Origin of the sequence: Litoreibacter albidus (assembly GCF_900107015.1) — a bacterium.
GTDB classification, from domain to species: Bacteria; Pseudomonadota; Alphaproteobacteria; order Rhodobacterales; family Rhodobacteraceae; genus Litoreibacter; species Litoreibacter albidus.
Genome location: NZ_FNOI01000008.1, coordinates 89456 through 106536 on the forward strand (window position 1 = coordinate 89456; position 17081 = coordinate 106536).

General features: G+C 60.7%; 13 protein-coding genes. 12 read left to right on the forward strand and 1 reads right to left on the reverse strand.

Annotated elements, in window-relative coordinates; all coding sequences use genetic code 11:
• The first annotated feature begins 22 nt into the window (after nucleotides 1–22).
• From purH to BLW66_RS15630, 8 genes are all read left to right on the forward strand, one after another.
• Entirely contained in the window at nucleotides 23–1609 is a 1587-nt protein-coding gene (gene purH / locus BLW66_RS15595) for a bifunctional phosphoribosylaminoimidazolecarboxamide formyltransferase/IMP cyclohydrolase (RefSeq protein ID WP_089948101.1), read from the forward strand.
• An 11-nt stretch (nucleotides 1610–1620) separates the two neighbouring features.
• The gene (lspA, locus tag BLW66_RS15600; protein ID WP_342027829.1) at nucleotides 1621–2091 is read left to right on the forward strand and encodes a signal peptidase II; all 471 of its coding nucleotides are present in this window, start codon (nucleotides 1621–1623) and stop codon (nucleotides 2089–2091) included.
• Between the two features lie 69 nt (nucleotides 2092–2160).
• Nucleotides 2161–2679: a DUF3035 domain-containing protein gene (locus BLW66_RS15605; RefSeq protein WP_089948106.1), complete on the forward strand. Its 519-nt coding sequence runs from the start codon at nucleotides 2161–2163 to the stop codon at nucleotides 2677–2679.
• An 82-nt stretch (nucleotides 2680–2761) separates the two neighbouring features.
• Complete coding sequence (locus tag BLW66_RS15610; protein WP_089948269.1) at nucleotides 2762–4111, forward strand: M16 family metallopeptidase; 1350 nt, start codon at nucleotides 2762–2764, stop codon at nucleotides 4109–4111.
• Nucleotides 4108–5415 carry a M16 family metallopeptidase gene (locus tag BLW66_RS15615; protein ID WP_089948108.1) on the forward strand — a complete coding sequence of 436 codons (1308 nt, stop codon included), beginning with the start codon at nucleotides 4108–4110 and terminating at the stop codon, nucleotides 5413–5415. The genes BLW66_RS15610 and BLW66_RS15615 overlap by 4 nt, the downstream gene beginning before the upstream one ends.
• A 47-nt stretch (nucleotides 5416–5462) precedes the next feature.
• Nucleotides 5463–7319 carry a DNA mismatch repair endonuclease MutL gene (gene mutL / locus BLW66_RS15620; RefSeq protein ID WP_089948110.1) on the forward strand — a complete coding sequence of 619 codons (1857 nt, stop codon included), beginning with the start codon at nucleotides 5463–5465 and terminating at the stop codon, nucleotides 7317–7319.
• The gene (locus BLW66_RS15625; RefSeq protein ID WP_089948112.1) at nucleotides 7316–8539 is read left to right on the forward strand and encodes a DNA recombination protein RmuC; all 1224 of its coding nucleotides are present in this window, start codon (nucleotides 7316–7318) and stop codon (nucleotides 8537–8539) included. The genes mutL and BLW66_RS15625 overlap by 4 nt, the downstream gene beginning before the upstream one ends.
• A gap of 78 nt (nucleotides 8540–8617) precedes the next feature.
• Nucleotides 8618–8932: a DUF3775 domain-containing protein gene (locus tag BLW66_RS15630; protein ID WP_089948271.1), complete on the forward strand. Its 315-nt coding sequence runs from the start codon at nucleotides 8618–8620 to the stop codon at nucleotides 8930–8932.
• Here BLW66_RS15630 and BLW66_RS15635 read toward each other — a convergent pair.
• Complete coding sequence (locus BLW66_RS15635; RefSeq protein WP_089948115.1) at nucleotides 8929–9975, reverse strand: saccharopine dehydrogenase; 1047 nt, start codon at nucleotides 9973–9975, stop codon at nucleotides 8929–8931. The two genes, BLW66_RS15630 and BLW66_RS15635, sit on opposite strands and share 4 nt — an antisense overlap.
• Before the next feature lie 170 nt (nucleotides 9976–10145).
• Here BLW66_RS15635 and fdhF point away from each other — a divergent pair, with 170 nt between their 5' ends.
• The 4 genes from fdhF (at nucleotide 10146) to BLW66_RS15655 (ending at nucleotide 17062) form a co-directional block, all read left to right on the forward strand.
• Nucleotides 10146–12911 (forward strand): formate dehydrogenase subunit alpha, encoded by a 2766-nt coding sequence (fdhF, locus tag BLW66_RS15640; RefSeq protein ID WP_089948118.1) that lies wholly within the window; start codon nucleotides 10146–10148, stop codon nucleotides 12909–12911.
• Between the two features lie 281 nt (nucleotides 12912–13192).
• On the forward strand, nucleotides 13193–15124 hold the full coding sequence (locus tag BLW66_RS15645) for an AMP-binding protein (protein WP_244508672.1): 1932 nt from the start codon (nucleotides 13193–13195) through the stop codon (nucleotides 15122–15124).
• A 55-nt stretch (nucleotides 15125–15179) separates the two neighbouring features.
• Nucleotides 15180–16001, forward strand: coding sequence for an ABC transporter ATP-binding protein (locus BLW66_RS15650; RefSeq protein ID WP_089948122.1), 822 nt, complete (start codon nucleotides 15180–15182; stop codon nucleotides 15999–16001).
• A 74-nt stretch (nucleotides 16002–16075) separates the two neighbouring features.
• Entirely contained in the window at nucleotides 16076–17062 is a 987-nt protein-coding gene (locus tag BLW66_RS15655; protein WP_089948125.1) for a branched-chain amino acid ABC transporter permease, read from the forward strand.
• Nucleotides 17063–17081: the final 19 nt, after the last annotated feature.

A 17081-nucleotide genomic window follows, 5' to 3' on the forward strand; every position in this document is an offset into this window, starting at 1 on the left:
TGCTTGAGCTTTAAGGACTGCTATGACCGATCTCGTTCCCGTGCGCCGCGCGCTGCTTTCTGTATCCGATAAAACTGGCCTGATTGACTTCGCCCGTGCCTTGGCGGGCCACGGTGTAGAGCTTCTCTCGACGGGCGGCACCGCTGCCGCGATCCGCGACGCGGGGCTGGACGTGAAAGATGTGTCCGAGGTTACGGGTTTCCCAGAGATGATGGATGGCCGCGTAAAGACGCTGCACCCGATTGTGCACGGCGGATTGCTGGCGCTGCGCGACAACGAGGGGCACGTGGGCTCTATGAAAGAACACAGCATTGACGCGATCGACCTGCTGGTGGTGAACCTCTACCCGTTTGAAGAAACCGTGGCCAAAGGTGCCGACTACGCGACGTGCATCGAGAACATCGACATTGGCGGCCCTGCGATGCTGCGTTCTGCGGCGAAGAACCACCAGTTTGTGAACGTCGTCACCGACGTGCAGGACTACGACGCCGTGCTGGCCGAGATGAACGCCCAAGACGGTGCGACGTCCTACGCCTTCCGCCAGCGCTTGGCGCTGACGGCCTATTCGCGCACTGCGGCCTACGACACGGCCGTGTCGGGTTGGATGGCTGGCGCATTGGGTGAGACGCCGCGCCGCAAGTCCTTTGCCGGCACCATCGCGCAAACACTGCGCTACGGCGAGAACCCACACCAAGAGGCCGCGTTCTACACCGACGGCTCCGCCCGTCCGGGTGTGGCGACGGCCAAGCAGCACCAAGGCAAAGAGCTGTCTTACAACAACATCAACGACACCGACGCCGCGTTTGAACTGGTGGCCGAATTCGACCCCAAGGACGGCCCCGCTGTGGCGATCATCAAGCACGCCAACCCATGCGGCGTAGCGCGTGGCGCGACGGTGGCGGAAGCCTACAACAAAGCGTTCGAGTGCGATCAGACATCTGCGTTCGGCGGTATCATCGCGGTGAACCAGCCGCTGGACGGGGCCACGGCAGAGGCGATTAGCGGCATCTTCACCGAAGTCGTTATCGCGCCAGGCGCGGACGACGATGCGCGCGCGATCTTCGCCAAAAAGAAAAACCTGCGTTTGCTGACGACGAACGGCCTGCCTGATCCGGTGGCCGCCGCCCTGACCGTGCGCCAAGTGTCCGGCGGGCTGTTGGTGCAGGACAAAGACAACGGCCGTATCATGGCGGATGACTTGAAGGTCGTGACCAAACGCGCCCCGACCGAGCAGGAACTTGCCGACATGCTGTTTGCATGGCGCGTGGCCAAACACGTCAAATCCAACGCCATCGTTTACGTCAAAGACGGCGCAACGGTTGGTATCGGCGCGGGGCAGATGAGCCGCGTTGACAGCTCCCGCATTGCGGCGCGCAAGGCGCAGGACGTGGCAGAGCTGTTGAAGCTGACAGAGCCGCGCACCATCGGGTCCGCCGTGGCGTCTGATGCGTTCTTCCCGTTTGCGGACGGTTTGCAAACCGCCGCAGAGGCCGGTGCGACGGCGCTGATCCAACCGGGCGGCTCCATGCGGGACGACGAAGTTATTGCAGCAGCGGACGAGTTGGGGTTGGCCATGGTCTTCACCGGCATGCGTCACTTCCGGCACTAATCATGCGGGTGATGCTTCTTACAGCGCTGGCTGCGTTCGGCATTGATCAACTGTCCAAATGGGCAGTTGTTCATAAACTGAACCTGATCGAGGTGCGCTCCATCGACGTGCTTCCCCCCTTGCTGAACTTTCGCATGGGGTGGAACACAGGTATCAACTTTGGCCTGCTGTCCGACAATCCGGAGTTTATGCGGGTCGCGTTGGTGGTGTTTGCGATTGTTGTGTCCGGCTTTTTGCTGTGGTGGGGCAACCGCAATCTGGGGCGTGTGATCACGCGCATGGGCGCGGGTGCGATCATCGGCGGGGCGCTGGCGAATGCGCTGGACCGCGTCATCTATGGTGCGGTGGCGGACTTTTTGAACATCTCGTGCTGCGGGATCAATAACCCCTATACCTTCAATATCGCTGATATTTTCATCTTTGCGGGTGCGTTTGCCCTTGTCGCATTTGACGACACCAAGGGTGAGCAGGCGGCGGGATAAATAAGCCTCGTGACGACCGCGCTAGATTGCGCTAAAACGGCTTCAAAAGAAGAGCAGGAGTGGTCTTTCATGCAACGCAAAGCGATGGTCCTATTCGGGATGGTCTGTGCCGCACTGGTACTGTCGGCGTGCGACCGGAACAAACAGCCGGTCCTGCTCAACGTCAAATCCAACCAAGAAGGCGGCCCTGACGAATTCGCGGTGCTGCCCTCCAAGCCGCTGACGCTGCCTGACAGCTTCGCCGCATTGCCTGCGCCCACCAAGGGCGGAAGCAACCGCACCGACGTGACCCCGCTGCAAGATGCGGTCGTGGCGCTGGGCGGAAACCCGAACGGCGGGATCAACGATGGCGGCTTGGTAAACTACGCCTCGCGCTTTGGCATATCGCCCAACATCCGTGGTGAGCTTGCCGCCGAAGATCTGGAATTCCGCCGCAAGAATGATGGCCGTGTTCTGGAGCGTTTGTTCAACGTGAACGTCTACTACAAGGCGTACCGCAAACAGTCGCTGGACCAATATGCCGAGCTTGAGCGCCTGCGCCGTCTTGGCGTGCGGACCAACTCTGCCCCGCCTGAGGGCGCTGAGTAAGCGGGCTGGTCACAAGGTCGTGGCCTAGCTTGTATTCCTCGCTGCACGTGCCATGTTTTCATTAGATGTGATTTTCAAAGGGATGCTTATGCGCCGTCTAATTGCTTGTCTGATTGCCCCCGTCATGATGGCCCTTCCTGCCGCAGCGGCCGAGAAAGTAACAACATTCACGCTCGACAATGGCATGCAGGCGGTTGTGCTTGAGGACCACCGTGCGCCGGTTGTTGTGCATATGCTGTGGTACAAAGCGGGCGCGGCTGACGAGGCCCCCGGCGTGTCCGGCATCGCGCACTTCCTAGAGCATTTGCTATTCAAGGCGACGGACAAGATGGAGGCGGGTGAGTTCTCTGCCGTGGTGGAAGCCAACGGTGGATCGGACAACGCGTTCACCTCTTGGGATTACACGGCCTACCACCAGCGCATCGCCGCCGACCGGTTGGAACTGATGATGCAGATGGAAGCCGACAGGATGCGCAACATCCGGCTGACCGAAGAGGACGTAGAGACAGAGCGCAAGGTGATCCTTGAGGAGCGCGCGCAGCGCACCGACAGCGATCCGGGTGCCCTGTTCAGCGAGCAGCGCAATGCGGCGCAGTATCTGAACCACCCTTACGGCATCCCGATCATCGGCTGGCGCCACGAGATGGAAAAGCTGAGCCGCGAGGACGCCTTGGCGTTTTACCAGAAATACTATGCGCCGAACGCCGCTGTGCTGATTGTTGCGGGGGACGTGGATCCGTTGGAGGTCGAAGCGCTGGCGAAGAAATACTATGGCCCGTTGGAGCCGACCGTTGGCCTGCCAGAGCGCGAACGCCCCGCGGAGCCACCGCAACGCGCGGAGCGGCGCATCGTTTATGAAGACCCGCAAGTGGCGCAACCCTATGTGATCCGCAGCTACACCGCCCCCGAACGGGACGCGGGCGCGCAGGAGACAGCCGCCGCGCTGACCGTGCTGGCCGAAATCCTTGGCGGCACCGGCCAGACATCGGTGCTGGGCCGCGCGTTGCAGTTCGAAAGCAACAAGGCGGTTTATACCGCCGCGTATTATTCTGGCGTGAACTACGACGACACAACGTTTGGCATGTTCATGGTGCCCGCCCCCGGCCTGAGCTTGCAAGAGGGCGAGGACGAGATGGACGCCGTGGTGGCGCAATTCCTGAAGGACGGCGTGGACGCGGATCATTTGGCGCGCGTGAAGTCGCAAATCCGCGCGTCGCTGATCTACGGACAGGATGACGTGGCCTCCCTTGGTCGCGAATACGGCGCGGCGCTGACATCGGGGCTGACCGTGCAAGACGTGCAGGACTGGCCCAAGATTTTGGATGCTGTGACCGAAGATGACGTGATGGCAGCCGCCCGTATGGTGTTTGACCGCAAGAACGCGGTGACCGGCTGGTTCCGCAAGCCTATGACCGAAGAGGTGTCCCAATGATCCGCGTAGTTCTAGCCGCCTGTTTCGCGCTGGTCGCGCTGCCCGCAGCGGCGATTGATATTAAGGAAGTCACCTCCCCCGGTGGGATCAAGGCGTGGCTGGTCGAGGAATCCTCGATCCCGTTCACCGCCTTGGAAATCCGTTTCAAGGGCGGCGCGTCCTTGGATGCGGAAGGCAAGCGTGGCGCGGCCTATTTGATGTCGGGCCTGCTGGACGAGGGCGCGGCGGAGTTGACCTCCACCGAGTTCGCGCTGGCGGCTGAAGAGTTGGCGTTGAAGTACGACTTCGACGTGTTTTCTGACGGCTTTTCTATCTCGGCGCAGTTTCTATCGGAGAACAGCGGCGAGTCGGTGGAGTTGTTGCGCAAGGCGATCAATGCGCCCCGGTTTGACCAAGACGCCATCGACCGCGTGCGCGGGCAAGTGCTGTCGATCATCGCGTCTGACGAAGAAGACCCGAACGACATTGCCAGCAAAACCTTCGCGGCGCTGGCACATGGCGACCACCCGTATGCCACTAAGATTGAAGGCACCGCAGAGTCTGTAGCGGGGCTAACACGCGACGACCTGATTGCGTCGCATAAAGCGCTTTTGGCACGGGATAGGGTCTATATCGGCGCGGTTGGCGACATCACCGCAGAGGAGTTGGGCGTCATGCTCGACATGCTGTTGGGCGACTTACCGACAAGCACGGTTGATCTGCCCGCAGAGGCCCCGTTCTTGCTGGCGGGCGGCGAGACTGTGGTGGCCTACGACACCCCGCAATCCGTGGCACGGTTCGGGCATGAGGGCATCGCGCGCGATGATCCGGACTTTTTCGCGGCTTATGTGATGAACCAAATCCTAGGCTCTGGCGGTTTTGGATCGCGGTTGATGGACGAGGTCCGCGAGAAGCGCGGCCTGACCTACGGGGTCTATTCCTATCTGGCCTCGCGCGAGCATGTGAACCTGATGATGGGGCAGGTGTCGTCCTCCAATGACCGCGTGGCGGAAGCCATTTCCGTGATCCGCGACGAGTGGGCCAAAATGGCCGAAAACGGCGTGACGGCGGAGGAGTTGGAGCGGGCGAAAACCTATCTGACAGGCGCCTATCCGCTGCGGTTCGATGGCAACGCGCGGATCGCCAACATTCTGGCGGCGATGCAATTTGACGAGCTACCGATCGACTACATCGACACGCGCAACGACAAGGTTGAAGCGGTCACGTTGGAGGACATCAAACGCGTGTCCAAGCGGTTGCTGAAGCCTGAAAACCTGCATTTCGTGGTGGTTGGTCAACCGACCGGATTGGATGCCTCCAACTAGCCAAGTGTCATGGCCGAATCGGGAATCGGCGTGCTACAATTGGGGGTATGAATGCTCCGACACCCAACATAGGCGATAGCCAGCCCGCAAAACGGCCTCAGATCAAGCAATTGGATGAGGTTGCCGTAAACCGTATCGCCGCCGGCGAGGTGGTGGAACGGCCTGCCTCTGCGGTTAAGGAATTGATCGAGAACGCGCTGGACGCGGGGGCGACCCGTATCGAGCTGTGTGTGAAGGACGGCGGCAAGACGTTGATCCGCGTGACCGACGACGGGCACGGCATTCCGGCGCAGGATTTACCACTGGCCTTATCGCGCCACGCGACGTCCAAGATTGACGGCACCGACCTGTTGAACATCCACACCTTCGGCTTTCGCGGGGAGGCTTTGCCGTCGATGGCGGCGGTGGGGCGCATGACCATCACATCGCGGATCGCGGGGCAGGATGCCGCGCAGATCGTTGTGGACGGCGGCGCGATGGGGGCGGTGACCCCTGCGGCCCTGACGAAGGGCACCGTGGTGGAACTGCGCAACTTGTTTTACGCGACACCGGCCCGCCTGAAATTCCTGCGCACCGACCGCGCGGAAATGGGCGCAATCGCGGATGTGGTGAAGAAGCTGGCGATGGCGGAGCCTTACGTCGGCTTCACTATCCGCGACCTGTCCCGTGATGATAAAGGCCGCGTTACGTTTCGCGCGGATGCGCAAAGCGGGGATATGTTCGATGCACTTAGCGGTCGGCTGCGGTCGATCCTCGGGGCGGAGTTCGCCGATAATGCACTGGCCATTGATGCGGAACGCGACGGGGTCACCCTGACCGGATACGCGGCTTTGCCGACCTATTCGCGCGGCAACAGTATCTCGCAATTCCTGTTTGTGAATGGCCGCCCTGTGCGCGACAAGCTGTTGGTTGGCGCGTTGCGCGGGGCCTATTCGGACTTCTTGAGCCGCGACCGTCACCCCGTCGTCGCGTTGTTTCTGGAGTTGGAGCCGACAAAGGTGGATGTGAACGTGCACCCCGCTAAGGCCGAGGTGCGTTTTCGCGATCCGGGGACCGCGCGCGGGCTGATCGTGTCGGCGTTGAAGCATGCGCTGGCGGACGCGGGGCACCGCGCCTCCACCACGGTGGCGAGTGCAACGTTGGGCGCGTTCCAGCCGGAGCGCGTGGAGCGCCCTGTCTACCAGATGGACCGCCCGTCGCAGGGCGCGTTGCGCGCCTCCTACCATGCGCAGGCCCCGCAGTTCGAGACTCCGGGGTTTGCGGAAACGCAGGCCGTTTACAGCCGTGTTGACGTGGTGGAGCCAGCGGCGGAGGCCGCGCCGGATCACCCCTTGGGGGCGGCCCGCGGGCAGGTGCACGAGAACTACATCATCGCGCAAACCAAGGACGGGATGGTCATCGTTGACCAGCACGCGGCGCACGAGCGTTTGGTGTATGAGAAGTTAAAGAAACAAATGGCGGAGAATGGCATCGCCGCGCAGGCGCTGCTGATCCCCGAGATTGTGGAGATGTCCGACGCGGACGCGGCTGTGCTGCTGACCCACGCGGAAGCGCTGTCGAAACTGGGCCTCACGCTAGAGCCGTTCGGCGCAGGGGCCATCGCGGTGCGCGAAACGCCTGCGATCTTGGGCGAAGTCAACGCCGAGGCGATGGTGCGCGACATTCTGGACGAGTTGGATGATCTGGGCGACACGCAACTGGTGGCTGATAAGATCGAAGCGGTGCTGAGCCGTGTGGCGTGCCACGGCTCTATCCGGTCGGGGCGCTGGATGCGCGCGGACGAGATGAACGCGCTGCTGCGCGAAATGGAAGCAACGCCCCATTCGGGGCAGTGCAACCATGGCCGCCCGACCTATGTGGAGCTGAAATTGGCCGATATTGAGCGATTGTTCGGGCGCACATGATCACAGTTGGCGACACGGTGTTGCAGTGGGACGACCCGCTGGTGATTGCTGGGCTGATCGGGGCGGCAGTTTTGCTGTTGATGATTGTGCTGCTGATCACGGTCGCGCGCTCTGCGGGGCGGGCGGCACGTATGGCGCAGCCGATGATGATGCAGATGGGCCAGTTGAACCAGACGGTGCAGAACCTTGGCACGGGGCAGGCGCAGCTGACAGGCGGGTTGGAAAGCCTGTCAAAAAGCCAAAGCATGACGATACAAACGATGGAAGTCCGGCTGGCGGAAGTGCAGCACAAAATGGCGGAGCGGCTGCATGAGAACGCCATGCGCTCGGCGCGGTCACTGTCGGACTTGCAAGAGCGGATGAACGACACGCTGCACGGCTCTTCGGAGAAAACCACCAAGTCGCTGACGCAATTGCAGGAGCGGCTGGCGACCATCGACCGCGCCCAGACCAATATCGAAAAGCTGTCGGGCGACGTGTTATCGTTGCAGGACATCCTGTCGAACAAGCAAACGCGCGGGGCGTTCGGGGAAATCCAGCTGAACGATATTGTGTCGAAGGCGCTGCCGTCGGACAGCTATTCGTTCCAAACGACCCTCTCGAACGGGCGGCGCGCGGACTGCCTGATCAACCTGCCCAACCCGCCCGGCCCGATTGTGATCGACGCCAAGTTCCCGTTGGAGGCCTATGAGGCCTACGTCGCCGCCGACAACAAGGATGCGCAGGCGCGGGCATTGACGGCCTTGGGGCAAGCGGTCCGTGTGCATATCAAGAAGATATCGGAAAGCTACCAGATCGAGGGGGAGACGGCGGACGGCGCGTTGATGTTCCTGCCGTCAGAGGCCGTCTATGCGGAACTGCATGCGCGTCTGCCCCATATCATCCGCGAAGGTTTTGCGGCGCGGGTGTGGATCGTGTCGCCAACGACGTGCATGGCGACGCTGAACACCATGCGCTCTATCCTGAAGGATTCGCGGATGCGCGAGCAGGCGGGGGAAATCCGCAAAGCCCTGCGCCATCTGCACCGCGACGTGGAGATCATCGGCGAGAAGGCGGGCAAGCTGGAAACGCACCTGCGCCAAGCGGGCGAGGACGTGGCCGGTGTGTTGACCGCCGCGACCCGCGCAAGCAAGCGGGCGGACCGGCTGGACAACTTCGACTTTGAAGAATTAGCGCCGGACGTGACAAATGTGGTACCCTTGGACCATCCCAAAGGCTAACGCGGCGTTTGATCCAAATCATATGAGGCTGCCCCACCGCCCCTTAGGGTAGCCACGCAACAAGCTGGAGCTATGAAGATGGACATTTCCCTTTCCAAGGTCGCGCAAGTGGTCTTGTTCGCCCATGAACTCGACCGTGCCGAGGGGGAGTTACGCGCGTTCATTGACGGGCTGAACGAGGACGAGCAGGCGGAATTGGTTGCTTTGGCGTGGATCGGGCGCGGCAGCTTTGAGCCCACCGAATGGGAAGAGGCACTGACGACCGCGCGCCAAGAAAAGGTGACGCCGACGGAGGACTACCTGCTGGGCATGCCGCATGTTGCCGACCATCTGGAAACCGGCGCGGAAATGATGGGCTTTGACCTCTCGGACGCGGAAGACGACCTGCTTTAGAGGTTTTCGTCAAACGTCGCTTTGGCGCGGCCCCAGACGCCCTGATCCAGCGCGCCCAGCGTCAGAAGGCTTGGCAGCAACTGGCTGGCAAAATCTTCGGACGATTCAACCGGCAGCATCGACGGGAGGTTATCAATCGCGGTCACATCCAACACGGGGGCGTCATGCACGCGCAGTGCGGGTGCGTCCCATGTGGTGGCGCGGTCATAGACCTTTATCGGGGAAAAGTCGCTGTCAGGGTCGCAGGCGATATCGCCGATGACCGATAGGCTGCGCAGCGCGGTCTTTGCGCTGGCAGGCACGAATACAGGTGTGCCGGGGCGGGCGAGGATACAGTTCAGAAAGATATCATGCGCCAGAACTTCGGGGAACGGCCCGCCGCTTGCGGTTTCGGCCATGTCCCATTTGGTGACGTCCACGCCCATGGAGGTGCACAGATCCGCGCCGCCGGTTCCCACGCGGCCGAGCGCGCCGATGATCAGCGCGGTGGGACGCTTATTGCCCAGTGGCTTCAGCCGCGCAGACAGGTCATCGCGCATAGCGCTGGAGGACGGGTAGACGCCAACCGGCGCGGCGATGCCGCCTTGTTGTTGCGCGATCCAGCAGAGCAAGCTGACGGCGGCCCCCGCGTAGCCCGCCCAGTAGCCGAAGGCGGCAACACGACGACCGTCTTCGCCTACCAGATATTCCAGATCGTAAAGCGCGCCGCCGCCTGCCTTGAAGCGATCCAGCAGAATGCGGCCGGATGGCTGGCCTTTGTAAGCGTGCCCGAACATGATGTGGCGATGGGGCAGGGGGGTGCCGTCTTCTGGCAGTTCCTTCAAGCCAAAGACAATTGCATCGCGGGGGGCGTTGATCCAGCTGCCTTCGGCGGCGATGTCGCAGCCTGTGGCGGCGAAACCGTCGATTGGTATGGCGCGAGTGGCGCTTTGCTCCACGGTGACTTTGATCCCCGCCTCCATCAAGGCGCGGACGCCTTCGGGGGTCACGCCGACGCGTTGTTCGTGGTCGCGGCTTTCGGATCGAACCCAAAGATGTGTCATGTCGGTGCCCCTATTTGTGTTAGGCTAAGGCTTACGCGAGGCCGCCAATACGCGCCACCCCTGAGCCGATGGGAAACACGCTGACGCAAATACGGTGTTTGAGGTCGCGCATGGTGCTCTGAAAACCGCGCCCCGATGGTTTAACTTGCCGCACGTAGGGAGAGACGCCAATGACCGATACGATCAAATTCACGCTCAACGGGGAGCAGGTAGAGGCGAAAGCCGGCGAGACGATTTGGGAAGTGGCCAACGGCCGCGGCCTTGTCATACCGCATCTGTGCCACAAGCCAGCACCCGGATACCGGCCAGACGGCAACTGCCGCGCCTGCATGGTGGAGATTGAAGGCGAGCGCGTCTTGGCGGCGTCTTGCATACGGGAGCCATCCGAAGGGATGGTTGTGACCAGCGATTCCAACCGCGCGGAGACCGCCCGCAAGATGGTTGTCGAGATGTTGGTCGCAGATCAGCCTGCGCCGGATGTCGCGCACGATAAATCATCCCACCTGTGGGATATGGCCGCGCTGCAAGGAGTTTCAGAAAGTCGCTTCCCCAAGCTGGAGGAAGGCCGCATCCCGTTACTGGATGACAGCCATGTGGCTATGTCGGTGAACTTGGATGCGTGCATCCAATGCGGGTTGTGCGTGCGGGCATGCCGTGAGGTGCAGGTGAACGACGTGATCGGGATGTCGGGCCGTGGGCACGACGCCTACCCGACGTTCGATTTCGCGGACCCGATGGGCGAGAGTTCTTGCGTGGCGTGCGGCGAATGCGTGCAAGCCTGCCCGACAGGGGCGTTAATGCCAGCGACGGTGACGGACGAGAACCAAGTGGGCGACAGCAAGGACTTCGACAGCGAGGTGGAGAGCATCTGCCCGTTCTGTGGCGTTGGTTGCCAGATATCGCTAAAGGTCAAAGACAACAAAGTGAAATACGTGGAGGGGATCAACGGCCCCGCCAATGAGGGACGCCTGTGCGTCAAAGGCCGGTTCGGCTTTGACTACATCCACCATGACCATCGGTTGACCAAGCCGCTGATCCGGCGCGACGACGCGCCCGCCAAGGGCTTGAACGTAGATCCGGGCAACTGGCAGGAGTTCTTCCGCGAAGCCACGTGGGACGAGGCGCTGGACATGGCGGCGGACGGCATGAAGGGGCGTGGCCGTGAGGTTGCGGGCTTTGGCTCTGCCAAATGCACCAACGAAGAGGCGTATCTGTTCCAAAAGATGATCCGCCAAGGCTTCGGGCACAACAACGTAGACCACTGCACGCGGCTCTGCCACGCATCGTCGGTGTTTGCCCTGATCGAGAACATTGGCAGCGGCGGGGTGTCCGCCTCTTTCAACGAGATCGAAAACGCGGATGTCGCGATTGTCATCGGCGCGAACCCTGCGGAGAACCATCCGGTCGCGGCGACATATTTCAAGCAGTTCGCCAAACGCGGCGGCAAGCTTATCGTGATGGACCCGCGCGGGCAGGCGTTGAAGCGTCACTCCAGCCATATGCTGCAATTCCGCCCCGGTGCGGATGTGTCGATGCTGAACGCGATCATGCATGTGATCGTGGAAGAGGGGCTTTACGACCAGCAGTATATCGACGCCTACACAGAGAATTGGGAGGCGGAGAAAGCCCACCTTACGGACTTCACCCCAGAGAAAATGAGCGAAATTTGCGGCATCGCGCCGGAGATGCTGCGCGACGTGGCCCGCACCTTTGCGGGGGCCAAATCCGCGATGATCTTCTGGGGCATGGGCGTATCACAACACATCCACGGTACCGACAATTCGCGTTGCCTGATCAGCCTTGCACTGATGACGGGGCAAGTCGGGCGTCCGGGCACGGGGTTGCACCCGTTGCGGGGGCAGAACAACGTGCAAGGCGCGTCCGATGCGGGGCTGATGCCGATGTTCCTGCCGGACTATCAAAGCGTGATGGACGACGGCGTGCGCTCTGCGTTCAGTGATGTTTGGGGCTCCGGCGACTTCTCGAACGAGAAGGGGCTGACCGTGACCGAAATTCTGGATGCGGTGCATGCGGGTGACATCAAGTCGATGTACATCCTTGGCGAAAATCCGGCGATGTCCGACCCTGATGTGGAACACGCACGGGATGCGTTGGCGAAGCTGGACCACCTTGTGGTGCAAGACATCTTCCTGACCGAAACCGCGAACTTTGCGGATGTGATCCTGCCGGCGTCCGCCTTTGCAGAGAAATCCGGCACTGTGACGAACACCAACAGGCAGGTCCAGATGGGCCGCCCCGCCGTGCCGCCCCCCGGCGATGCACGGGAAGATTGGTGGATCGAGGTGGAGCTGGCCAAGCGCCTTGGCTTGGGCTGGACCTACGAGAGCCCCGCAGAAGTATTCGCGGAGATGAAGCTGAACATGGGGTCGCTGAACAACATCTCTTGGGATCGGTTGGAGCGCGAGAACGTGGTGACCTACCCATCGCTTTCGCCGACGGATCCGGGTCAGTCAATCGTGTTCGGCAGTGGTTTTCCGCGCGTTGATGGGCGTGCAAAATTCACGCCTGCAAATGTAATCGCGCCGAATGAAAGCCCCGATGCGGAATACCCGATGATCCTGACCACGGGCCGTCAGTTGGAGCATTGGCACACGGGGTCCATGACCCGCCGCGCGTCCGTGCTGGACGCGATGGAGCCGGAGGCAAACTGTTCCCTGCATCCGTCGACCCTGCGCAAACTTGGAGTGGAACCGGGCGGGATACTGCGCCTGACAACGCGCCGCGGCACGGTTGACGTGATGGCGCGGTCCGACCGCGCAGTGGCCCCCGACATGGTGTTTTTGCCGTTCGCCTATGTTGAGGCCGCGGCGAACATCCTGACCAATCCGGCGGTGGACCCATACGGCAAAATTCCCGAATTTAAGTTCGCTGCCGTGCGGGTTGAGAAGGCGGAGCAATCCGTGCCCGCAGAGTAGGCCAAACCCTTTCGTGATTCTTGGCGTAGGGCGCTTTGTTGCACAGTGACAAAGCGCCCTATGTGCTGTCCGATTTTGCGCCTACACCCTTGTTCGCCAAGACATAATCTCTGAAGCGTGCCAAGGGGTGAACGCCCTATATGAACGACTGTTCAAAAAAAACATTGACCTGTCACGGATCGCCGCACAGTATTCCCTTAATCAGGGGCGCAAAGCCCCGACGTCGGTTCATCCGGCACAGGGAGGAAGATTTGGTTCACGATTCATCTGCTTCGGCCGGTTTGGATACGCTACCCCGCCTTTTGGCGCGGAACGTTGCCAAGTACGGTGACAAACCTGCTTACCGAGAAAAAGAGTTTGGCATCTGGCAAAGCTGGACGTGGTCAGAGGCTGCCGAAGAAATCGAAGCCTTAGCGCTGGGGTTTTTGACGCTGGGCGTGAACGAGGGCGATCACATCGCCATCATCGGCCGCAACCGCCCCTACCTTTACTGGAGCTTCGTCGCCGCCGAAATGGTCGGCGCTATACCGGTTCCCTTGTACCAAGATGCCGTGGCCGAAGAACTGGCGTATGTGCTGGATCACTGCGGCGCGCGCTTTGTCGTGGCCCAAGACCAAGAGCAGGTCGACAAGGTTTTCGAGGTCCAAGACCAGCTGCCAGCTATTGAGCATATGATCTATTTGGACCCGCGCGGCATGCGAAAGTATGACCACACGGCGCTGACCAAATACGAAGTTTTGCAAGAAAAAGGCCGTGCCGACGGTGACCGCGTCGAGTTGAACCGCCGCCGCGATTTACCGACATATGACGACACTTGCGTGATGCTCTATACGTCCGGTACCACGGGCAAGCCTAAGGGCGTTGTGCTGTCGAACCGCAACATTATCGAGACGTCCAAGGCGTCTTCGGAGTTTGACGACCTGCGCGCCGACGATGAAATTCTGGCCTATCTGCCGATGGCTTGGGTCGGGGATTTCATCTTTTCGATCGGGCAGGCCTTTTGGACGGGCTTTTGCGTCAACTGCCCCGAAAGCCCCGCGACTATGCACAGTGATCTGCGCGAAATTGGGCCGACCTATTACTTCGCGCCGCCACGGGTGTTCGAAACCCAACTGACCGACGTGATGATCCGGATGGAAGACGCGGGCCGTTTCAAGAAGTGGCTGTTCCACCACTACATGGCGCACGCCAAAAAGGTGGGGCCGGACCTGCTGGACGGCAAGCCTGTCGGGCTTGCGGACAAGTTGAAATACAAGCTGGGCGAATTGTTCGTGTATGGCCCGCTGAAGAACACGCTGGGCTTCTCGCGCGTGCGCGTTGGCTACACGGCGGGCGAGGCGATCGGGCCGGAAATTTTCGACTTCTACCGCTCGCTCGGGATTAACCTGAAGCAGCTTTACGGCCAAACGGAAGCTTCTGTTTTCATCACGCAGCAGCCGGACGGCGAAGTGCGCTCCGACACGGTGGGCGTGCCAAGCCCGGGTGTGGAGTTGAAAATCGCGGACAATGGCGAAGTGTTCTACCGCTCCCCCGGGGTGTTCGTGCGCTACTTCAAGAACGACGAAAGCACGGCGGACACCAAGGACGCCGAGGGCTGGGTTGCGACGGGCGACGCCGGCTTTATCGAGGAAAGCAGCGGGCATTTGCGGATCATCGACCGCGCCAAGGACGTTGGCAAAATGGCCGACGGATCGCTGTTCGCGCCGAAATATGTGGAGAACAAACTGAAGTTCTTCCCCAACGTGCTGGAAGCCGTGGTGTTCGGCAACGGCAAGGACTACTGCACCGCGTTCCTGAACATCGACCTGACCGCTGTTGGCAACTGGGCGGAGCGCAACAACATCGCGTACTCCAGCTACCAAGAGTTGGCGGGGCACCCAGAGGTGCTGGCGACGATGCAGTCGCACGTGGAAGAGGTGAACGCGAGTGTTGCGGAAGACCCGATGTTGTCGGGCTGCCAAGTGCACCGCTTTGTGGTGCTGCACAAACAGTTGGACGCGGATGACGGCGAGTTGACGCGGACGCTGAAGGTGCGCCGCCGGATCATCGAGGAGAAGTTCGCGGATATTTTGGGAGCCTTGTACGACGGATCTTCGAAAATCTCGACGGAGACCGAGGTGACCTATGAAGACGGTCGCAAGGGCGCGATCAAGGCGACGTTGGACATTCGCGATGCGGCCGTTGTCGCCAACCAGAAAGTGGCAGCGGAATGACGGGTCGACGCTCGATTTCATCATCGCCCCGCCCGCCATCCCGTGAGGTAGCACTATGAACGCTTTGACAGGTGGAAACTACACGACTGCGGACGGCCGCAAGATCGGTAACACCATGATGGAAATGAAAAATATCACGCTGCGGTTTGGCGGTGTGGTGGCCATCAAGGACATCTCTTTCGACATCAACGAAGGCGAAATTCGCGCCATTATTGGCCCGAACGGGGCCGGTAAATCCTCCATGCTGAACGTCATCTCGGGCTTCTATAACCCGCAGGAGGGGGAGGTTTGGTTCCACGGCAAAAAACGCCCCCCCATGCGGCCTTATCAAGTGGCGCGGCAAGGGATTGCGCGGACGTTTCAGAACATTGCCCTGTTTGAAGGGATGAGCGTTCTGGACAACGTGATGACGGGACGTTTGACCCATATGAAGGCGGGGATGCTGAGCCAGATGATCTGGAAGGGCAAAGCCGAAGCGGAAGAAACAGCGAACCGCGAGATCGTCGAGAAGATCATCGACTTTCTGGAAATCCAAGCCATTCGCAAAACCCCTGTGGGCCGCTTGCCCTACGGGTTGAAGAAGCGGGTGGAGCTGGCGCGGGCCTTGGCGGCAGAGCCTAAATTGCTGCTGCTCGACGAGCCTATGGCGGGCATGAACGTTGAGGAGAAAGAGGACATGAGCCGCTTTATCCTGAGCATGAACGACGAGTTTGGCACCACTATCGCCCTGATCGAACACGACATGGGCGTGGTCATGGACCTGAGCGACCGCGTTGTGGTGATGGATTACGGCAAGAAGATCGGCGACGGGACACCGGACGACGTACGCAACAATCAAGAGGTGATCGACGCCTATCTGGGTGTCGCGCATGACTAGGCCCGACGTCTGCACCGAACCAGCGTTGCGCGCAGAGCCGACCCTGAAACGTGAACTCATCAACGGAGGCCAACATGCCTGAGCAACTACTTTTTGCGATGGAAGTGACCCTGAACGGGCTGATGGCCGGTGTGCTTTATGCGCTGGTGGCGTTGGGGTTTGTGCTGATCTTCAAGGCGTCGGGCATCTTTAACTATGCCCAAGGCGTCATGGCGCTGTTCGCGGCGTTGACCTTGGTGGGGATCATGGACGGGCAAATACCTTTTGCCCACATCATCAACGCCATATTCGGGACCGAGTTGCACCACTTTGGCTGGCATGTACCCGCGCTGCTGGCGATCATCCTGACGGCTGGCGTCATGGTGGTTTTTGCGTGGCTGGTGCAAAAGTTTATCTTCAGCCATCTGGTCAACCAAGAGCCGATTATCCTGTTCATGGCGACCATCGGCTTGGCCTATTTCCTTGAGGGCGTGGGCGACTTGATGTGGGGGTCCGACATCAAGAAGCTGGACGTTGGTTTGCCTCAGGGCATCAACGACTGGATCGACATCACCACGTTCGAGGTATTCGGCTACGGGTTCTTCATCGACAACCTAGATATTTCGGCCACGATTGTGGCGATTATTTTGGTGGCGGCGCTGATCATCTTTTCGCAGTACACCAAGCAAGGCCGCGCCTTGCGGGCGGTGGCGGATGACCACCAAGCGGCGTTATCGGTTGGCATCTCGCTGAATTTCATCTGGGTTCTGGTCTGGTCCATCGCGGGTTTCGTGGCGCTGGTCGCGGGGATCATGTGGGGTGCCAAATCGGGCGTGCAGTTCTCCTTGTCCCTGATCGCGTTAAAGGCGCTGCCGGTGCTGATGCTGGGCGGGTTCACCTCCATTCCTGGTGCCATCGTGGGTGGGTTGATCATCGGTGTGGGTGAGAAACTGTTCGAGTTCCTGATCGGCCCCATGGTCGGCGGGGCGACCGAAAACTGGTTCGCCTATGTGCTGGCCTTGCTGTTCCTCGTGTTCCGCCCCCAAGGGCTGTTCGGCGAAAAAATCATCGAGAGGGTGTGAGTATGACTGCGCTGTTGAT

Excerpts from the sequence above, each read along its gene's own strand:
- BLW66_RS15635 (WP_089948115.1), bottom strand. The coding sequence starts at position 9,975 with ATGACACATCTTTGGGTTCGATCCGAAAGCCGCGACCACGAACAACGC.
- BLW66_RS15615 (WP_089948108.1), top strand. The coding sequence starts at position 4,108 with ATGATCCGCGTAGTTCTAGCCGCCTGTTTCGCGCTGGTCGCGCTGCCC.
- fdhF (WP_089948118.1), top strand. The coding sequence starts at position 10,146 with ATGACCGATACGATCAAATTCACGCTCAACGGGGAGCAGGTAGAGGCG.
- lspA (WP_342027829.1), top strand. The coding sequence starts at position 1,621 with ATGCTTCTTACAGCGCTGGCTGCGTTCGGCATTGATCAACTGTCCAAA.
- BLW66_RS15625 (WP_089948112.1), top strand. The coding sequence starts at position 7,316 with ATGATCACAGTTGGCGACACGGTGTTGCAGTGGGACGACCCGCTGGTG.
- mutL (WP_089948110.1), top strand. The coding sequence starts at position 5,463 with ATGAATGCTCCGACACCCAACATAGGCGATAGCCAGCCCGCAAAACGG.
- BLW66_RS15605 (WP_089948106.1), top strand. The coding sequence starts at position 2,161 with ATGCAACGCAAAGCGATGGTCCTATTCGGGATGGTCTGTGCCGCACTG.
- BLW66_RS15630 (WP_089948271.1), top strand. The coding sequence starts at position 8,618 with ATGGACATTTCCCTTTCCAAGGTCGCGCAAGTGGTCTTGTTCGCCCAT.
- purH (WP_089948101.1), top strand. The coding sequence starts at position 23 with ATGACCGATCTCGTTCCCGTGCGCCGCGCGCTGCTTTCTGTATCCGAT.
- BLW66_RS15650 (WP_089948122.1), top strand. The coding sequence starts at position 15,180 with ATGAACGCTTTGACAGGTGGAAACTACACGACTGCGGACGGCCGCAAG.
- BLW66_RS15655 (WP_089948125.1), top strand. The coding sequence starts at position 16,076 with ATGCCTGAGCAACTACTTTTTGCGATGGAAGTGACCCTGAACGGGCTG.
- BLW66_RS15610 (WP_089948269.1), top strand. The coding sequence starts at position 2,762 with ATGCTTATGCGCCGTCTAATTGCTTGTCTGATTGCCCCCGTCATGATG.